Annotated in this window: 11 protein-coding genes; 6 read left to right on the top strand and 5 right to left on the bottom strand. The window is 66.0% G+C overall.

The window, feature by feature from the left end:
- Window positions 1–62: 62 nt before the first annotated feature.
- From VGK32_03250 to VGK32_03240, 3 genes are all read left to right on the top strand, one after another.
- A complete protein-coding gene (locus VGK32_03250; protein ID HEY3380756.1) occupies window positions 63–2,879 on the top strand; it encodes a M14 metallopeptidase family protein in 2,817 nt (938 codons plus the stop codon).
- A 129-nt stretch (window positions 2,880–3,008) separates the two neighbouring features.
- A complete protein-coding gene (locus tag VGK32_03245) occupies window positions 3,009–4,430 on the top strand; it encodes an aminotransferase class V-fold PLP-dependent enzyme (GenBank protein ID HEY3380755.1) in 1,422 nt (473 codons plus the stop codon).
- Window positions 4,431–4,443: 13 nt separating this feature from the next.
- The gene (locus VGK32_03240; protein ID HEY3380754.1) at window positions 4,444–4,629 is read left to right on the top strand and encodes a hypothetical protein; all 186 of its coding nucleotides are present in this window, start codon (window positions 4,444–4,446) and stop codon (window positions 4,627–4,629) included.
- 184 nt (window positions 4,630–4,813) lie between these two features.
- Here the strand turns inward: VGK32_03240 and VGK32_03235 are convergent, their stop codons facing one another.
- From VGK32_03235 to VGK32_03215, 5 genes are all read right to left on the bottom strand, one after another.
- Entirely contained in the window at window positions 4,814–7,720 is a 2,907-nt protein-coding gene (locus tag VGK32_03235; protein ID HEY3380753.1) for a TonB-dependent receptor, read from the bottom strand.
- A gap of 350 nt (window positions 7,721–8,070) precedes the next feature.
- Window positions 8,071–8,874, bottom strand: a complete 804-nt coding sequence (locus VGK32_03230) for a hypothetical protein (GenBank protein HEY3380752.1) — start codon at window positions 8,872–8,874, stop codon at window positions 8,071–8,073.
- 73 nt (window positions 8,875–8,947) lie between these two features.
- Window positions 8,948–10,753 (bottom strand): sodium:solute symporter family protein, encoded by a 1,806-nt coding sequence (locus VGK32_03225; protein HEY3380751.1) that lies wholly within the window; start codon window positions 10,751–10,753, stop codon window positions 8,948–8,950.
- A 136-nt stretch (window positions 10,754–10,889) separates the two neighbouring features.
- The gene (locus tag VGK32_03220) at window positions 10,890–12,341 is read right to left on the bottom strand and encodes an aminoacyl-histidine dipeptidase (protein HEY3380750.1); all 1,452 of its coding nucleotides are present in this window, start codon (window positions 12,339–12,341) and stop codon (window positions 10,890–10,892) included.
- A 40-nt stretch (window positions 12,342–12,381) separates the two neighbouring features.
- Entirely contained in the window at window positions 12,382–14,544 is a 2,163-nt protein-coding gene (locus VGK32_03215; GenBank protein ID HEY3380749.1) for a M28 family peptidase, read from the bottom strand.
- Window positions 14,545–14,937: 393 nt separating this feature from the next.
- On the opposite strand from VGK32_03215, the gene VGK32_03210 reads away from it, so the two are divergent.
- From VGK32_03210 to VGK32_03200, 3 genes are read left to right on the top strand one after another with little or no spacing between them, the layout of a single operon-like run.
- Window positions 14,938–15,579: a (2Fe-2S)-binding protein gene (locus tag VGK32_03210; protein HEY3380748.1), complete on the top strand. Its 642-nt coding sequence runs from the start codon at window positions 14,938–14,940 to the stop codon at window positions 15,577–15,579.
- Window positions 15,576–17,897 (top strand): xanthine dehydrogenase family protein molybdopterin-binding subunit, encoded by a 2,322-nt coding sequence (locus VGK32_03205; GenBank protein HEY3380747.1) that lies wholly within the window; start codon window positions 15,576–15,578, stop codon window positions 17,895–17,897. The genes VGK32_03210 and VGK32_03205 overlap by 4 nt, the downstream gene beginning before the upstream one ends.
- Before the next feature lie 3 nt (window positions 17,898–17,900).
- On the top strand, window positions 17,901–18,872 hold the full coding sequence (locus VGK32_03200; GenBank protein ID HEY3380746.1) for a xanthine dehydrogenase family protein subunit M: 972 nt from the start codon (window positions 17,901–17,903) through the stop codon (window positions 18,870–18,872).
- The last annotated feature ends 25 nt before the right edge of the window (window positions 18,873–18,897 follow it).

Below are 18,897 nucleotides of genomic sequence, written 5' to 3'. Positions count from 1 at the left end.
GCTCCCCGCTACCCCCGAAAGCGAGCTATCGTAGGCCGCCCCCCTACATCCGAGAGGACATCATGCGGACACCCGACTTGACCCGCGCGCGGAGCGCCGCGCTGCTGGTCCCGATCCTGGTCTTCGGCCTCACGCTCGCCGTGGCCACGCAAGGGCGGATTACGACGCCGAAGGAAGCACTCGGCTTCAACGTCGGCGATGACTACTTCCTGGCGTCGTACACACAACTCCAGGCGTACTGGGGCAAGCTCGCAAAGGAATCCGACCGGATGAAACTGGTCGACATCGGGAAGACAGCCGAAGGTCGGCCGATGGTGATGGCGATCATCACGTCACCCGAGAACCTGAAGAAGCTCGATCGGTACAAGGAGATCGTGCGGAAACTGGCGCTGGCCGAAGGCCTGACCGACGACGAGGCCCACAAGCTGGCGGCCGAGGGCAAGGCGGTCATCTGGATCGACGGCGGCCTGCACGCGACCGAAGTGCTCGGCTCCCAGCAGTTGATCGAGATGGTCTATCAGATGGTGAGCCGCACCGACCCGGAGACGATGCGGTTCCTCAACGACGTGATCCTGCTGGCCGTGCCCGCCAACCCGGACGGGCAGGAGCTGGTTGCGAACTGGTACATGCGCGAGGCCGATCCGACCAAACGGTCAACGGCCGGCCTGCCGCGGCTCTATCAGAAGTACGCCGGCCACGACAACAACCGCGACTCGTACATGGTGGCGATGCCGGAAACCGAAGCGATGAGCCGCATCCTGTATCAGGAGTGGTTCCCGCAGATCATGTACAACCACCATCAGACCGGGCCCGAGGGCACGGTGCTGTTCGCGCCGCCGTTTCGTGATCCGTTCAACTACAACTTCGATCCGCTGGTGCCGATTGAACTCGATCTCGTCGCCGCGAACATGCACGCCCGGTTCATCGGCGAGAACAAGCCCGGTGCGACGATGCGGACGGGTGCCAACTACTCGACGTGGTGGAACGGCGGCCTCCGGACCACGGTCTACTTCCACAACATGATCGGCCTGCTCACCGAGGCGATTGGCAACCCGACGCCGGTCGAGATCCCGCTCGTGCTGCAGAAGCAGCTGCCGAGCGGTGATCTGCCGTTCCCGATCGCGCCGCAGAAGGTCTGGCACTTCCGCCAGTCGATCGAGTATTCGATCACGGCGAATCGCTCGGTGCTCGACATCGCGTCGAAGCACCGCGAGGACTTCCTCTACAACTTCTATCGGATGGGAAAGAACTCGATCGAACGCGGCAGCCGCGACAGCTGGACGACCCATCCCGCACTGGTCGCGGCCGTGCAGGCCGCCGTGCCGAAGCCGGACGTGGCGGCGGAAGAAGGTCGGCGCGGGCCGCGCGGGCGGCAATCGGTGCCGGCCAAGTACTTCGACATGCTACGCGAACCGAAGCTTCGCGATCCCCGCGGCTACATCCTGCCGTCCGATCAGCCGGACTTCCTCACGGCGACGAAGTTCGTCAACACGCTCGTCAAGACGGGCATCACAATTCAGCGCGCCACCGCGGCGTTCCAGGTCAACGGCAAGAGCTACCCGGCCGGATCCTACGTCGTCAAGACCGCGCAGTCGTTCCGTCCGCACGTGCTCGACATGTTCGAGCCGCAGGATCATCCAAACGATTTCGCGTATCCGGGCGGGCCACCGCGTCCGCCCTACGACAGCGCCGGCTACACCCTGGCGTTCCAGATGGGCGTGCAGTTCGACCGCATCCTCGACGGCTTCGACGGGCCGTTCGAGAAGATCGTCGGCTTCGCGAAGGCGCCTGCCGGCAGGGTCGTGACGGACGGGACGAAGGCCAGACCGGTCGGCTTCCTGATGAGTCACCAGGTGAACGACGGCTTCATCGCCACCAACAAGCTGCTGGCCGCCAAAGAGCAGGTGCTCTGGCTGAAGTCGGCGCTGACCGCGAACGGCAAGACGTTCCCCGCGGGGACGGTCTACGTCCCGGCGAGACCGACGACCCGGCCGGTGCTGGACAAGCTGGCGGCGGAATGTGGTGTGACTTTCGAGGCGACGGGTGTGAAGCCGGCCGGTGAAGCGCTGATGTTGCGTCCCGTGCGGATTGCGCTCTGGGACCGGTACGGCGGGTCGATGCCCTCCGGGTGGACGCGCTGGCTGCTCGAGCAGTTCCAGTTCCCGTTCGAGGTGGTGTACGCGCAGACCCTGGACGCCGGCAACCTCAACGCCAAGTACGACGTGATCGTCTTCGTCGATGGCGGGATCCCCGACCGCGACGGTCAGCGGAGCGCTTATGGTGAGCAAGCGCCGGCGAACATTCCCGCCGAGTTCACGGGCTGGGTCGGGAACGTGACGGTGGCCAAGACCGTGCCTCAACTCAAGAAGTTCGTCGAGGAGGGTGGCACGCTCATCACGATTGGCACCTCGACGATCGTGGCGAAGCACTTCGGCCTGGCGCTGGCCGATGCGATCGTCGAGCGAAGTCCCACTGGCGGCGAGAAGAAACTGCCGAACGACAAGTTCTACATCCCAGGCTCGATCTTGCAGGCGACCGTGGACAGCACGATCCCGCTTGCCTACGGTATGGGTGACAAGGTGGATGTGTTCTTCGACAACAGTCCGGCGTTCAAGCTGCTGCCGGACGCGGCGCTGCGCGGCACGCGGGCGGTGGCGTGGTATTCCGGCGCGGAACCGCTGCGGAGCGGTTGGGCCTGGGGGCAGAACTACCTGGATGGCAGTGTGGCGATCGCGGAGTCGATCCTGGGCAAGGGCCGCGTCGTGTTGTTCGGGCCCGAGGTGCTCTTCCGGGGCCAGCCGCACGGCACGTTCAAGCTGTTCTTCAACGGCCTGTACGCCGGCGCCGCGAAGCCGGTGAACCTGGCCACAATCAAGTAGGGGAGCGCTCGAGAGCGCGCTCGCCCGGGGTCGGGCCTCATCTTCGCTCTTCGGCTGGTGGCCGTGTCGCACACGACTGTCGCCGATCTCGGAAGATGGTCCCGGCCCCGATTCCGGTTCCGGTGTCTCATGACGGACGATCTTCCGAATCTCGAACTGTCCCCCGAGCAGATGCGGGCGATGGGGGAGGCGGCGCTCGACCGCGTGGTCGGTTTCATCACCAGCCTGCCGGAACTGCCCGCGTGCGGCGACGTGCACGCCGAGGCATTGTGCCGCGCGCTTCGCCAGCCCGCGCCCGAGCGGGCGCGTCCGTTCGAGGACGTGCTCGGCGAACTGTTCGCCGACATCATTCCCCGTTCGTTCAACCCGGCGGCCCCTGGATATCTGGCGTTCATTCCGGGAGGCGGCCTCTTCCCGGCGGCACTCGCCGATTTCATCAGCGACGGCGTCAACCGGTTCACCGGCATCTGGCAGGCGGCGCCCGCGCTCGTGCAACTCGAAGCCAACGTCCTCGACTGGTTCCGGGACTGGATGCAGTTCCCGCCCACGGCCCGCGGCCTCCTCACCACCGGCGGGTCGATGGCCAACTTCAATGCCATCGTGTGCGCGCGCGAACGGCTGCTCGGGCCGCGGATCCGCGACGGCGTGCTGTACACGTCCACGCACGTACACCACTCGGTGCTCAAGTCGGCGAAACTGGCGGGCATCCTGCCCGACCGGGTGCGCGAGATCGACGTGGACGCCGACTTCCGGATGCGCGTGCCAGCGCTCGACTCGGCGATTCGAGAAGATCGGCAGTCGGGCCTGGCGCCGTTCATGCTGGTGTCCAACGCCGGCACGACGAACACCGGAGCGGTCGATCCGCTGGTCGCGTTGAATGCCTTGTGCAGGAGGGAGCGACTCTGGCATCACGTCGACGGGGCCTATGGAGCGTTCTTCCACGCGGTCCCCGACCTGCGCCCGCTGTTGGCGGGACTTCCCGACGCCGATTCGCTGACGCTCGACCCGCACAAGGGGCTGTTCCTCCCGTACGGAACCGGCGCGCTCCTCGTGCGTGATGGGGCGGCGCTGAGGGCCGCGCACTCGGCTACTGCCGGCTACCTGCCCGACATGCCGGACGCCGACGAGTTCTACGATCCGAGCCAGCACGGCCCGGACCTCTCGCGCGGCTTCCCGGGCCTTCGTGTCTGGCTGTGCCTCACGCTGTTCGGAGTCGAGAGGGTGCGCGCGGCGATCGCCGAGAAACGGACGCTGGCTCTGGACGCGGCCGCTCGGCTCGCGCGCGTGGCCGGGCTCGTGATCGACGCCCCGCCGCAGTTGTCGCTCTTCGCGTTCCACGTCGAGCCACGGGGTGCGAGCATCGACCAGCAGAATACCGCCACGCGCCTGCTCCTCGAACGGGTGACCGCCCGAGGGCGCGTGATGCTGACGGGATGCACGGTCGGTGACCGGTTCCTCGGCCGCATCTGCGTGCTCAGCTTCAGGACGCGACAGGCCCAGATCGACCAGTGCGTCGAGGACGTGACCGAGGAGGCCGCCCGCCTCGTCTAACAGAAGAGTCGTCATGAGGCGCGCGTGTCGATGGCGTGGCGTCCTGCTCGCCGCCGTGCTCGCGATCGGTCTGCCTGTGGCTGGCGCGGCACAGTCCTTCAGCCAGAACAAAGTCCACTACAAGAGCTTCGAGTTCGAGGCGCTGAGAACCCGGCACGTCGACGTCACCGGCATGATGTCACTGCGCTCGGACAGGTGAGTGCCGCCCTGGTATACGACACCGGGATGTTTGGGGCCAGGAGGAAGGAGGAAGGATGAAGGAGGAAGGATGAAGGAGGAAGGCGGACTCGAAACAGAGTAAGGGGCGAGGAAGTCGCCTCCCTCGCCCCTCATCCCGCGGCCGAGAGCTCAGGGCATCGAGCCTCGAGCCCGGAGCTCAGGATTTAGAACCGCACGCCGAACGAGCAGCGGAACGTCCGCGGCGTCGTGTAGGCCGTGGCGCCGATGGCCTGACCGAACTGCGGTCCGAAAGCGTAGTTCACGCCCTGCACCGGCGTCGTGGTGAAGGGGTTGAACTTCGCGTACGCCTTGGAGTCATTGCGAGCCGTCAATACCGTCGTGTTGATGGCACCGATGTACTCCAGTGCGAACGTGTTGAACACGTTCAAGACCTGCGCCTGCGCGAACAGCTGCGAGCGACCCACCAACTTGTGGCTGTAGTTGATGGAGAGGTCGAAGCGCTTGCGAGTATTGGTCCTGTACGCGTCGCGCGCCGAGAAGTAATAGCTGACCGAACTGCCGCCCTGCGGTGTGATGTAGCCGGGGCTGGGCACGTACGGCCGAACGTCCACCGAGCCGACCGCGGCGTACGGTGTGCCGCTCTGCACCATGACCACGCCGCTCACGTTGAGCTTGCCGGCCACCGGTGACATCGGGAAGTCATAGCCGAACCAGGCGCGGACCTTGTGACGCTGGTCGATGCTGAGGTTGCCGGCCGGATAGTTCCACGACGCGCTCCTGTACTCAGGGTAGCTGGAGATGCCGGCGGTCACCGGGCCGTTGGTGGCCGTCTCGCCCTCGAAGTTGCCGTAGGCCGAGGACAGCGTGTAGTTGCCGCCGATGTTGATCCGATCGTTCAGGCGCCACGCCGCCTGCAGGTTCAGGGCCTTGTAGTTGCGCTTCACGTCGTTCGTGTTCTCCACGACGTTCAGGTCGTAGGTTTTGCCCGTCTTCGGATCGGTTGCCTTGCCGGTGGTCGTGTCGACGCGATTGCTGTAGAAGTCCTGGTACTTGCGATACACGACGTCCGCGCGCACGGTGGCCTTGCCGAGCTGGCGGGTCATGCCGATCGTGAACTCGTTGGTGTTCGGCGACTTCAGGTTGCTCGAGATCTTCGTGTCCACGCCCGGCACGGACGCCGAGATGAACGTGCGGTTCGTCCCGCCGTTGTTGTTGAACCAGTTCCACATCTGCTGCAACGCGACGTCGGAGGTCACGTAGGGGCCGTTGCCGGTGTTGATGGTCGGGCCCTGATAGTAGTACTGGAACGTGGCCGGCTGTCCGCCGCCCGCGCCCGAGTTGCCGACGCTGTTGGCCACCGACATGACGTACCGCGCGTAGCTGGCGTTGATCACGGTCTTGCCGTTGCCCTTCAGGTCGTAGCTGGCCTGGAGGCGCGGGCTGAAGTTCTTGTCCTTCACGACTTCCTGGCCGTTGGAGTCGGTGCCGGCGTTCTTGTCCCAGCGAACGCCGAGATTGAACGTGAAGTTGTTGTTGAGCCGCCACGCGTCATTGAAGTACAGCGAGTACGTGCGGAACTGCGCCGTCTGCGCGTCGACGAGGATCGGGTTCCACTGGATGGTGGTCGTGTTGTCGTTGTTGAGCACCGGATAGATCGTCCCATTCGCGCCGATGACGGTCTTGGTCAGGTAGACACGGTAGTCGCTGCCCGACTGGTGGTTGTTCACGAACCGCTGGTCGTCGAACATGTCGTAGCCGAAGACCATGTTGTGCGCGCCGCTCCTGGCCGTCGACAGGAAGTACGATCCCTTGACCAGGAAGTTGCGGTTGTCGCGCCGTTCGTCGCCGCACACGCCGCAGAAGGTCGGCGACCAGAACCGGCCGCCGTTGGTGTTGTCGATGAGCAGCGTGCCCTTGATCGGGTCGGTGTACTTCGACCCGGAATCCACGAACGTGAACTTGCGCTGCGAGAACTGCGCTTCGATGAAGAATCGGGGCGACAGGATCGCGTTGTAGTTCAACGAAATCAGGCTCTGCGGTGTCTCGCGGTCGTAGAGGCTGGCAACGTCCATCGCGGTGGAGTACGTGTTGTTGTACTGCTTGTCGCTGATGTACGTGTAGGCGCCGCGGATGTTGTGATTCTGGTTGAACGTATAGGTCAGCTTGCCCTCGAGCCGCTTCTGATCGCGTTTGAAGATGTAGGGGACCTTCGAGTAGAAGAGGTTCTGCGCCGTTTCCGGCTTGGTCAATCGGCCCGCGGTGAAGAACCACAGCTTGTTCAGCAGGATCGGTCCTCCGAGGGTGTATTCATACGTCGGCACGGTCGCATCGGTCTTCGTCTCGTTGTAGGGCGACACGGTGCGCCAGTTGTCGTTGGTGAGCGACGTGCGGAAGCTGCCGCTGAACACGTTGCCGCCGGACTTCGTGATGGAGTTCACCACGCCGCCCGAGAACCGGCCGTACTCCGCCGACACCGCCGCCGTCGAGGTCGTCGTCTCCTGCAGCGCGTCTTCGATGAAGAGATCGAGCGACTGCCCGCGGAGGTTCTCGTTCACGACGACGCCGTTCACGAGATAGAGGCTTTCGTAGGAGAGCGAGCCCGAAATCGTCACCGCGCCACTCGGGCCGGTGGCGGCCACGCCCGGCGCGAGTTCCACCGCCGCTGCCATCGTGCGATTGGTTGGCAGCGACGCAATCAGGTCCGACTTGTAGGTGCTCGCAACCTGTGCGGTCTGCGAGATGGTCTCGACCTTGCCCACCACGTTGACGGTCTCGCTGACCGTCTGGATCTCCATCTTGATATTGACCGGATGGGCCTGCGCCACCGCCACGGTCTGCTTGACGGTCACGGTTCGGAAGCCCGACAGCTCGAACGTGATCGTGTAGGCCCCCGCCGGCAGCAGCGGGAAGATGTAGTCGCCGTTCTCCGACGTGACGACCGTGCGGACGCCTTGCAGGTTGGGCGACGTGGCCGTCACCGTGACGCCCGGCATGGCCAGACCTTCGGGGTCCTGTACCTTGCCGGAGATGGTGCCGGTAGGATTCTGTGCGAAGGCGGTCACCGCCATCACAAGACAGATCACCAGCGCGAACAGAGTTCTGTAACGCATGAACGAGTCCTCCTGAGACGCAGCGGTATCCGAGCCCGATCGACGGACCACGAGGAGACACGTCCGTCGAATCCGCCGGGACGGCGCTGCTGGTATGGAAACCGAATGAGGGTAGCCTTCAGGCAGGTACGATACGACGAGGGATGTCGACGAACGCCCAAGGATTCGGTCCTGCCTCAACAAAATGCAAGGGGCATGCCCAAATCACGCGCGACGGGAATCCGGCGGCCGCCACAATTCCCCCTGATAGCAGCGGCCGAGAGGGTGCCAGAAAATCGGCGCTGAGCGCGGATCTCCAGGATCGTTCCACACCGTTGGATGCGCGCATCCACGAATTTGGAGTTGAACGGCTACGCGCCCCACTTCACCTGCGACCCCCAGACGCTGTGCGGAATCGCAAAAACGACCAGCGTGACGGCCGCGGCCAGCACGATCGCGATCCTGGCCTGGCGCCTGCCCCGCATCTGCCACGCGGCGAACAGCCAGGCGGCGCCGGCGATCAGCGTCTTGTTGTCCGTGAGGTCGTAGCCCCAGGGAATGCCGGTCCAGTACGCGTCGAACGCGAACTTCTGGACGATTGGGCCCAGTACGAATCCGCCGGCCATCAGCAGCGCCAGCGTGACGAAGCTTGCGATGCGGGCATTCCCGCCCCAGAGCGCCGCGAAGGCGGCTCGGTTCGAGAACAGCATCCCGAAGAACATCGCGACCACGTGCGGGATCAGGATGCCCGCGGGGACATCCCCCTTGAAGCGGGTGACCGCCGGACGAGGCGGAAATGACGCCTGCTCGGCGCCGCGGGACAGCCGGACTCTGTATTCGAGCTTGCCGGCAGGAGGCATCAGCGGCAGGGGTGCGGGCGGCAAGAACGCCTGCAGCACACCGCCATGGCGGATCAGCGGTTCGGTGCGCCACGCCTCGGCGCTCGGGTAGCGGCGCCACTCGACGACGCCCGTGACCGCCACATCGGCTACGCCAACGGTCACCGGCTGGCGTTCCGTGATGCTGTGCGATCGCTCGAGTCTGAGCGCGATCTCCTGTCCACCCAGCCTGATCGTGCCTCCGGCCGGATACGTCGGTCCCGTCGTCCGCTGCCAGACTGCCGAGATGAGCGTGATCAACACCGCCAGAGTCCATTGGATGGCTGGTCTGTTCATCGGTGCAATCCAACCGTGGGTGCCGTTCGCGAACGGCCCCTGCACTGCGCCGCACGCCGGTGCATGCGCGTCGTCAGCCGTCGATCACCTTCCAGTCGCGCCTATCGAGGTTCCAGTATAGTGCAGCGCCGGAGAGGGCCGATATCGCAAGGAACGCGAGCCCCCTCGGCACGGCGCCGAATACGAGATGCCCGATCCCGAACAGCGCCAGATAGACCATCGCGCAACCCGCCAGCCAGTCGAAGAGGTTCGACAGGGTGTCGCGTTGCGGTTCGATGTCGCTCGCCTGCCGCGCAATCGGGCCCCACAAGGCGGAGGCGGGCCGAATGCGCCGATAGAAGGCGAGGAGCGTGGCGGTTGGTTCGGGAGCCGTGACGAACGTGGCGGTGAGCCACGCGATGGTCGAGCAGGCAACGGTGATCAGCACGGTCCAGGCGAACTCGGTCGGGTTGTTGCTGTCCAGCCTCACAACGAACTGGAGCACCAGGGAGACCGCGAATGAGGTCGCCATCGCCACGACCTCGCTCCATGCGTTGATCCGCCACCAGAACCACCGCAGGATGAAGACGCTGCCTGTCCCCGCGCCGATGGCCAGCAGGAACTTCCAGGCGCCGGCAATCGAGTCCTGGTAGTACGTGACCACGGACGACACCAGCATGAGGCCCACCGTGGCCAACTGCGAGACGCGGACGTAGTGGTGGTCGCTCGCGTCCGTCACGAGGAACCGGCGGTATACGTCGTTCACCAGGTACGAGGCGCCCCAGTTGAGCTGGGTCGCGATCGTGGACATGTAGGCGGCGGCGAAGGCCGCGATCATGAGGCCCGCAAGCGCGGGCGGGAAGACCGCGGGGTCCACGATGGTCTTGACGAAGCCGGCCTCCTTGTCGGCGAGCGTGGGGTAGAGCACCAGCGAAGCCAGCGCCGTGAGGATCCACGGCCACGGCCGGATGGCGTAGTGCGCAATGGTGAACCACAGGGTCGCCAGCAGCGAGTGCTTCTCGTTCTTCGCGCAGAAGATGCGCTGCGCGACGAACCCGCCACCGCCCGGCTCGGCGCCCGGGTACCACGTGGCCCACCACGAGACCGCGAGGTAGACGAAGAACGCGATCATGGGCATCCACGCGGACCCGATGTCCGGCGTGAACGACAAGATGGATCCGTGCCCACCGCGCGCCGCGTCGAGCGCCCGGAGCTTTGCGGTGAGCATGTCGATGCCGCCCACCGCCCGCACGGAGAACCAGGCGAGGACGACCACCATCCCCATCTTGAGGACGAACTGGAACAGGTCGGTGACGAGCACGCCCCACAGGCCGGACAGGGTCGAGATGAGCGCCGTGAGCAGCATGATCAGGAAGACGACCATGAGCGCGGCGATCTTCGGATCGGTGACGCCGACGGCGGCCAGCGACAGATCGGGGAAGACGATCAACAGGATCTTGACCATCGCCAGGTTGACCCAGCCGAGGATGATGCAGTTGACCGGCAGGCCGAGATAGAGGGCGCGGAATCCGCGAAGGAACGCCGCGGGCCGGCCCGCATAGCGGATTTCCGCGAACTCGACGTCGGTGAGCACGCCCGCGCGGCGCCAGAGCCGGGCGAAGAAGAAGACGGTGAGCATGCCCGACAGGAGCATGTTCCACCAGAGCCAGTTGCCGGCGATGCCATACGCGGCGACCAGGCCGGTCACGGCGAGCGGCGTGTCGGCGGCAAACGTGGTCGCCACCATGCTGGTGCCGGCCAGCCACCACGACACGTTGCGTCCGCCGACGAAGAACTCCTCGGTCGATCCGGTCGCCCGCTTCCGATACCAGAGACCGATGCCGATGTTGATCAGGAAGTACGCGGCGATGACGGCCCAGTCGATGAGGGTCAGGCGCATGGGAAAAGGACGCGGAGGAACAGGATCGGACCTCCGAGGCAGAGAAGGGGCGGAAATCAGGGGTAGGAGGGAGGCCGTCCCCGGCCCCTGCCCTCCTGCCCTGATCCCTGATCCCCGGTCCCTGATCCCGGATTCCCTACTTGACGGCCTTCAGGATGCCGAGCAGGAACTGCCAGAACTTCCCGACGGTGTCGATGTACAGGTGCTCGTTCGGCGAGTGCACCTCCCTCATCGTCGGACCGAAGGAAACCATGTCCATGCCCGGGTACTTCTCGCCGATGATGCCGCACTCGAGGCCGGCGTGTACCGCCTTGACCGCGGGTTCCTTCCGGAACAACTGCAGGTACGTCGTCTGCGCCAGCTTGAGGATCGGCGAGGCGATGTCCGGCTTCCACCCAGGGTAGCCGTCCGACCCCGTGGCCAGCGCGCCACCGAGTTCGAAGGCAGCCCGCACCATCTGCGACGCCTCTTCGATCTCCGACGCCACCGAGCTCCGCTGACTCGTCTGAACGGAGATGTTCTTCTTCGTCCACTGGACGATGGCCAGGTTCGAGGATGTCTCCACGAGCCCCGGGATGTCAGCGCTCATCTTGAGAACGCCGTGCGGCAGCGCGGCGAGGGTGAGGAGGAGCTTTTTCTGCAGGGCCTTCTTGAGGACCTTGCGGACGCCCTTTGCCGCCTGGCAGGTAATCGCCAGGCCGGGTTCGACACTGGCGAACTCGGCTTTGATCGTCAGGTTGAACGCGTCGACGATCGAGCTGGCGGCCGCGGCCTTGGCCTTGGGGAACCACACGAGCGCTTCGGCCTCGCGCGGAATCGCGTTTCGCTTGTTGCCACCTTCAACCTTCGCCAGGCGCCCGCCCGCCTCCACCATGGCGGTCAGCACGCGGTTGATGATCTTCAAGGCGTTGCCACGGCCCTGGTGGATTTCGAGGCCGGAGTGTCCGCCTCTGAGGCCGGCGACCTTCACCAGCACCGCCTTGCCGCCCGCCGGCGCATCGTCACACTGGAGCTCCCAGGTGCCCGCGTTGTCGCGGCCCCCCGAACAGCCGACGTAGAGTTCGCCTTCGTCCTCGGAGTCGAGGTTGATCAGAATCTTGCTCTCGAGGAAGCCAGGCTGCAGTGCGTTCGCGCCGGTCAACCCCGTCTCCTCGTCCACGGTGAAGAGGAACTCGAGCGGCCCGTGCTCGAGGGACCTGTCCTCCATGATGGCCAGGCATGTCGCCACCGCGATGCCGTTGTCGGCGCCGAGGGTCGTCCCGTTGGCCATGATCATGTTGTCCTTGCGGACCAGCTCGATCGGATCCTCGAGGAAGTCGTGGACTGTGTCCTTGTTCTTCTCGCAGACCATGTCCATGTGGCCCTGGAGACACACGCTTGGAACGAGTTCGCGGCCGGCCGATGCCGGCTTGCGGACGAGTACATTGCCCACCCCGTCCTGCGTCGCCCACAGGCCGAGCTTCTTTCCGGCGTCCACCAGGTATTTCCCGATGGCCGCCTCGTTCTTCGAACCTCGCGGAATCAGGCTGATTTCCGCGAAATACTTCCAGACGAGTGCCGGTTTCAGACCCTCGATTGCGTGAGACATGTCGGCTCCTGTTGAACTGCCGTCGATTACCGACCAACAACTACTTCTTCTTCGCCGGCTTTCCCTTGACCGGTTCGGGCGCCTGCTCGGTCAACCTGACCAGGCCAGCCTTTTCCTGCGCCTGGTAGAACGACAGCAGGTCGGCGAGGGACAGCGGCTCGAACTCGCCTGCGACGAAATTGCGGATGGCGAGGATCGTCATCTTCTTCGGGGCGAGCGCCCCGAGTTCGGCGGTCATGTGTCCCGGGATCTTCCGCATCGCGGCCACGAGTGCCTCGCGTTCGGGCGTTGGCTGACCGCCGCCCTGGCCGCCGGAGCCGCCCATGAACCCGCGTCCGCCACCGGCAGCCCCACCCACCTGTTCGACGATGGTGCGTGCCGCCTTCTGTTCGAGTTCGGTCGGCACGGGCTCGGCCGCCGGGACCTTCCAACGCGCGGCGGTCAGTCTGTAGAACGCGGTGACATCGCCTTGGAGCGCGGTCGCGCGCTGATCGATCGACGGCTCGAGCGCCGCGAGCTTCTTCTGTCCATCGGCGATGTCGGGGAAGAGCACGGCGGCCGATCGGAGCGTCGCCTTCTCGATCTCGATCTGGTGACGGACGGCGTTGCCGGCTTCCTTGTAGGCCTCCGTGACCGCCGCCGCATCCGCCGCATCGGCGAGATACGCCACGCCCTTGCGCTGAGCCTGCCCTGCGCGTTCGGTGCCGCGCGCGAGTGTCTCGGCCGCGACTTTCAGCGCCATGGCCTCGTCGGCCGTCGCGAGGATCGTCAGCGCGCCGAGGCCGACGACGCCCGCCCGCTTGAACTGCGTCGGGTCGAGCTTGTCCGGCGTGTCGTGCGAGGAGTGGTAGAACGGATCCGGCCAGGTGATGAACATGACCGACGGAATCCCCTCCCGCATGTAGACCACGTGGTCGCTGGCTCCGTAGTGCTTGTCCACGAGGATGTAGAACGGGTCGTGACTGCCGTTGGGCGAAACGACTGGCAGCGTGAAACCGTACCCGCCGGCGCGGTATCGGACACGCTCGCGGTTGAGATCGGCGATCGTCTCGAGCACGTTGGCCGAGAGGTCGTTGAGGAACGACGGGAAGCTGTCGGGAGTGCGGTGCATCACCCACATGCTGCCGTGGGCGCCGAGTCCGAGGCCCTCCATGTCGAAGTTCAGATCGGCAATCAGCTTCCTGGCGATGTCCTTGTGCGCTTGGAGCCACGCCGCGGTGCCGCTGATCTCGGGCACCCACAAGAAGTGGATCGTCCGCTTCGGCTTCGGCAGTTGGCCGTCGGCGACGAGCCGCAGCAGCGCGCGGCCCATCTCGAGCGTCATTGCGCACCCGGAGGCGTCGTCGTTCGCGCCCTGCTTGAGGTAGCCCTCGTAGAGGTGTCCCGAGACGGCCAGTTCCTGCGGGGAGGTGCCGTCGCCGGGAATGACCGCGTGCACCACTTCCATTCGCCCGGGATACGAATCGGCCTTCACGATCGAGCGCAGCGTGAGTTTCTCGCCCTGGCCGAGCATGCCCGCGAGTTCGCGGCCGACGCGCGGCGAGACCGACCAGCCGAAGCCCGGGGTCTTGCCCTGCGGTGCGGTGCCAGACACGCTCTGCGAACCGATCTGATCGGCATCGGCCTCGGGATGGATGGGATCGTAGCTGACGACACCAACGGCGCCTCGCTCGAAGACAGCCAGGCGCTGGAGTTGACTGCTCGAGGCGAAGCCCAGCACGACCTTGCCCTTGACATCCTTGCCGGCGTAGTCCTCCGCGCGTCCGCCGAAGCCCACGTCGACGAGGTCCGCCGTGACATCGCCGTTCTCGCTGCCGGAGGCGATCGAGACGGCGACGTCCCGGAAGTCGTACAGCTTCCGGCGCACCGGCTTCACCAGCCAGAGTTCGGCCTGCGTCGCTTGCCAGAGCTTCTGGCCCGACGGGAACGTCTCGATCTCGACGTTGCTGAAGCCGTACTCGCGGGCGAGGCGTGCCATCACCTCGCTTTCACGGAAGTGGCCCTCGTATTCGGCGCGAGGTCGCACGCGGGGATACGGGACCATCTCGAGGACCGTCTGCTGCGCCCGCTCACCCGAGACCTCGTTGATGATCGCCCTCATCTGGTCCCACGAGAGGAGCGTCCGGTCTTCCCGCTCCTGGGCGCCAGCCGGAACCGCGCACGCCATCACCAGTGTCAGGACCAACCACGCCACACGTTTCATCGGATTTCCTGCCTTTGGGGACCCTCGAAGCACCCGTGACGTCCACACATCACTCCGGGACCGACCTCTCTCGAAGACCGCTCCCGTAGTGGTTTCCAGGCCGCAAGCGTAGGGCAAGATGGGCAAGAAGGGCAAGTCGGGCGCTCGAAGACGCTGCCCGAACTGCTGCGACTTCACGGGGCGGCGCCGGCTGAGCCGATTGCCGATGACGACTTCGGGAACGTGTTCATCGTCGTCCCGAAGTCCACGGGTGGTCCCGTACTGGTCAGGCTCCGCTCCTGACATCAGGGAGTGGCAGCCCGAGTCGCTCACTCGGGGCGCGAGTGGGCTATAATCGGCCGTCTCCGCCCCCTCGCAATCGTGCAGTTCCTGGATGACGTTTTTGAGGTTCTCATGTCAGATCAACCCGAAGATCAGTCGAACCGCGGCACGGGCTTCACGAGGCGCGGCTTCCTGGCGACGATCGGTACCGGAGCGGTCGCTGCGGCCGCGGGCGGCGGCGTCGATCAGGTCGAGGCCGCTCCCGGCACCGAGATCGCTGATGGTCCGGACATGGTGCGCGTGACGCTGTCGGTCAACGGGCGCACGCATCGCCTGCTCGTCGAGCCCCGCTGGTCATTGCTGTACGTGTTGCGCGAGCGGCTCGGCCTCACCGCGACCAAACTCGGCTGCGAGCGCGGCGAATGCGGAGTCTGCACGGTCCTCGTGGACGACAAGCCGCGCTACTCCTGCATGATGCTGGCGGTCGAGTCCGAGGGGAGGACGATCACCACGCTCGAGGGGCTGATGCACGGCGAGGACCTCGGTCCCGTGCAGCGCGCCTTCGTCGAAGAAGATGCCTTCCAGTGCGGATATTGCACGCCCGGTCAAGTCATGGCGGTCGAGGGTTTGCTGCGGGCGAACGCGAGCCCGTCGATTGACGAGATCCGGCAGGGTGTCAGCGGCAACCTCTGCCGGTGCGGCGCGTACGCCCACATCTTCAAAGCCGGACAGCGTGCGGCCGAACTGAAGAAGCAGGAAGGGGCCCGGGGATGAGTACCGAGGATCGCTACTACATCACCGAGGTCCCTCCCGAGACGCCGGAGCCCGCGGCGCCCCTTGCACCGGAGCCCTGGACGTCGACGGCGGTGGTGGGCAAGCGTCTCCCGCGGATCGACGCGTACGAGCGGGTCAGCGGCACCGCCACCTACACCGCCGACGTGCTGCTGCCCGACATGCTCTACGCCGTGGTGTTGCGGTGCCCGCACGCCCACGCGACCGTCAAGCGGATCGACACCGCGAAGGCCGAGAAGATGCCGGGTGTGGCGGCCATCCTCACCGACAAATCGCCAGGGACGGACATCCCCTGGTTCAACAGTCGCGCGGGTTCGCTGTCCCGCCTGTTCGATTCCCACTGCCGGTACGAGGGCGAGGAAGTCGCCGCGGTGGCGGCGGCGACACCGTACCAGGCGTGGGACGGCGCCCGGGCGATTGCCGTGGACTACGAGGTCCTGCCGTACGTCTCCCGTCCGGCCGACGCGCTCGGGCCGAACGCGCCAGCCATCCACCAGGCAGGCAACCGATCGGGCGACGTCGTGCGCTATCAGCGCGGGGATGTGGCCGCCGGCTTCGCGGCCGCGGACCTCGTCCTCGAGCAGACATACAGCACGTCGTGCCAGATCCACGTGCCCACCGAGACCCACGCCTCGGTCGCGCGGTGGGACGGCAACCGCCTCGTGGTCTGGGATTCCACGCAGGGCGTCTATCCGATCCAGGCCGGCCTCGCTCAGACGCTGAAACTCCCGCTGTCCAGCGTGCGCGTCATCGGGAACTACATGGGCGGCGGTTTTGGCGCCAAGCTGAGCGTGAGCAAGCACACGGTCATCGCCGCGCTGCTCGCCAGGAAGACGGCGCGCCCGGTCAAGCTGCACCTGACGCGGGAGGAGAGCTTCCTTGCGGTCGGCAACCGGCCGCCCGTGACGATGACGATCAAGGCGGGCGTGAAGAAGGACGGAACACTGACGGCGCTGCAGATGACGGCGCTCGGCACAGGGGGTGCGTATCCGGGTGGCGGCGTGGGCGGCGTGGACTGGCTGGTGAAGGACCTCTACGCGTGCCCGAACGTGAAGACGGAGATGACCGACGTATTCACGAACGCGGGGCCGGGCCGGGCGTTTCGCGCCCCCGGGCACCCCCAGGGCGCGTGGTCCCTCGAGCAGATGATGGATCAGTTGGCGGAGAAGATCGGCATGGATCCGGTTGAATTCCGCTTGAAGAATGCGCCGATCGTGAGCCAGGCGCGCGAGGGCAATCCGCCTTACACGACCACCGGCCTGAAGGCCTGTCTGGCCGAGGGCGCCGCCCGCTTCGGCTGGAGCGCCGGCCGCACGCGCGGAAGAGGCGAGGGCGTGATCAGGCGCGGTGTCGGCGTCGCCGCGGGGTTGTGGCAAGGCGGCAGCGGCGGTCCGCCGGCCACCATTATCGTGAAGCTCTTCTCCGACGGCAGCGCGAACATCAACATGGGGGCGAGCGATCTCGGCACCGGGACCAAGACGATCATGGCGATGGTCGTCTCCGAGGAACTCGGCGTGCCGCTCGACAGGATCCAGGTCGAGTGGGCCGACACGGCGACGACGCAGTTCGCGACGGCCAGCGGCGGCAGCAAGACCGTGCCGACCGAGTCACCGGCCGCCCGCGCGGCGGCGCTCGACGTGAAGCAGCAGGTGCTGGCGATGGCCGCCGAACAGCTGAAGTTGCCAGCGCAGGATCTGGTGCTGCGAGGCGCGGAGGTGGTGTCGACGACCGATCCGTCGAAGAAGGTGGCCCTCACGGCGATCAACGCGTTTCGGCGGCGCGGCCTCATCGTCGGCGTGGGGTATCGCGGGCCGAATCCGGAAGGGAAGGCGATCTGCCCGTTTGCCGCGCACTTTGCGGAGGTCGAAGTCAACACCCGAACGGGCGAGGTGAAGGTGCTGCGGCTCCTGGCGGCACAGGACAGCGGCCGAATCATGAACGAGCTGACCTGCGAGAACCAGGTGCAGGGCGGTCTCACGATGGGCCTCGGCCTGGCGCTCACCGAGGGCCGCATCCTCGATACGAACCAGAGCGGCAAGATGGTCAACCGCAACTGGCACGACTACAAGATCCCGACGGCGCTCGACGTCCCGGCCGAGCAGGTGATGCTGCCAATCGACTTGCACGACTACGAGGCGAACAGCACCGCAGCCAAGGGCATCGGCGAACCGGCCACCGTTCCGACGGCGCCGGCGATCGCCAACGCGATCTACAATGCGTGCGGCGTCCGCACGCCCGACACGCCGGTCAACCCGCCGCGGCTGCTCGACTTGCTGGCGGCCGCGAAGCAGAGAGGATGAGCCATGTTGCCGAACTTCAACTACGTTCGTGCGAAATCGGTCGCCGACGCGGTGCGACAACTGGCCGTCCCCGGGGCGAAGCTGCACGCGGGGGGAACCGATGTGCTCGGCTGCCTGCGTGACGGCGTCTTCAAGGCCGACACCGTCATCAGCATCAGCGGACTGAAGGAGCTTCGCGGCATCGGCGCCGTGCCGGCCGGGGGACTGCGCATCGGTGCGCTGACGTCCAACGCGGAGGTGGCGGCGGACAAGACGGTGAACGCGCAGTACCACGCGCTCGCACAGGCCGCGGCTGCGGTCGCGAGCCCGCAGTTGCGGAACCAGGGTACGATCGGCGGGAACCTGTGCCAGCGTCCCCGCTGCTGGTACTTCAGAGGTGAGTTCCACTGCCTGCGCAAGGGCGGCGATACGTGCTACGCCATCGGGGGAGAGAATCAGTACCACGCCGTGTTCGGCGGTGACAAGTGCTACATCGTCCATCCCTCGGACATCGCGCCGGCGCTGATGGCCCTTGGCGCGAGGGTGCGGATTGCCGGGCCTGGCGGCAGCCGCGTCGTGCCGATTGCGACCTTCTTCGCCGGTCCAGCAACACAGGTGACGAAAGAGACGATCCTCGAGAAGCACGAAGTCGTGACCGAAATCCTCCTGCCTCCGCCCGAGCCCGGCTTGAAGAGTTCGTACCGCAAGGTGCGCGGGCGCGGGGCCTGGGACTTCGCGCTTGCCGGCGTTGCGCTGGCCATCGTCTTGAAAGGCACGACCGTCGCCCGCGCGCGGGTGGTGTTGTCCGGTGTTGCGCCGGTGCCCTGGCGAGCGGAGGGCGCTGAACAGGCCATCATCGGCAAGGTCCTCACGCCGGATGTCGCGGCTGCTGCCGGCGAGGCCGCCGTCAAGGGCGCCGAGCCGCTCGAGAAGAATGGATACAAAGTGCCTCTCATCAAGGGTGTCGTCATCGAAGCCCTGCTCGGGCTCGCGTGACGGATTCGAATCTCCATCTGGAATC

The sequence above is a fragment of the Vicinamibacterales bacterium genome (assembly GCA_036504215.1).
GTDB lineage: Bacteria > Acidobacteriota > Vicinamibacteria > Vicinamibacterales > Fen-181 > FEN-299.
The sequence above is the reverse complement of the archived record's forward strand: the minus strand, read 5'-3'. Positions and strand labels throughout refer to the sequence as shown.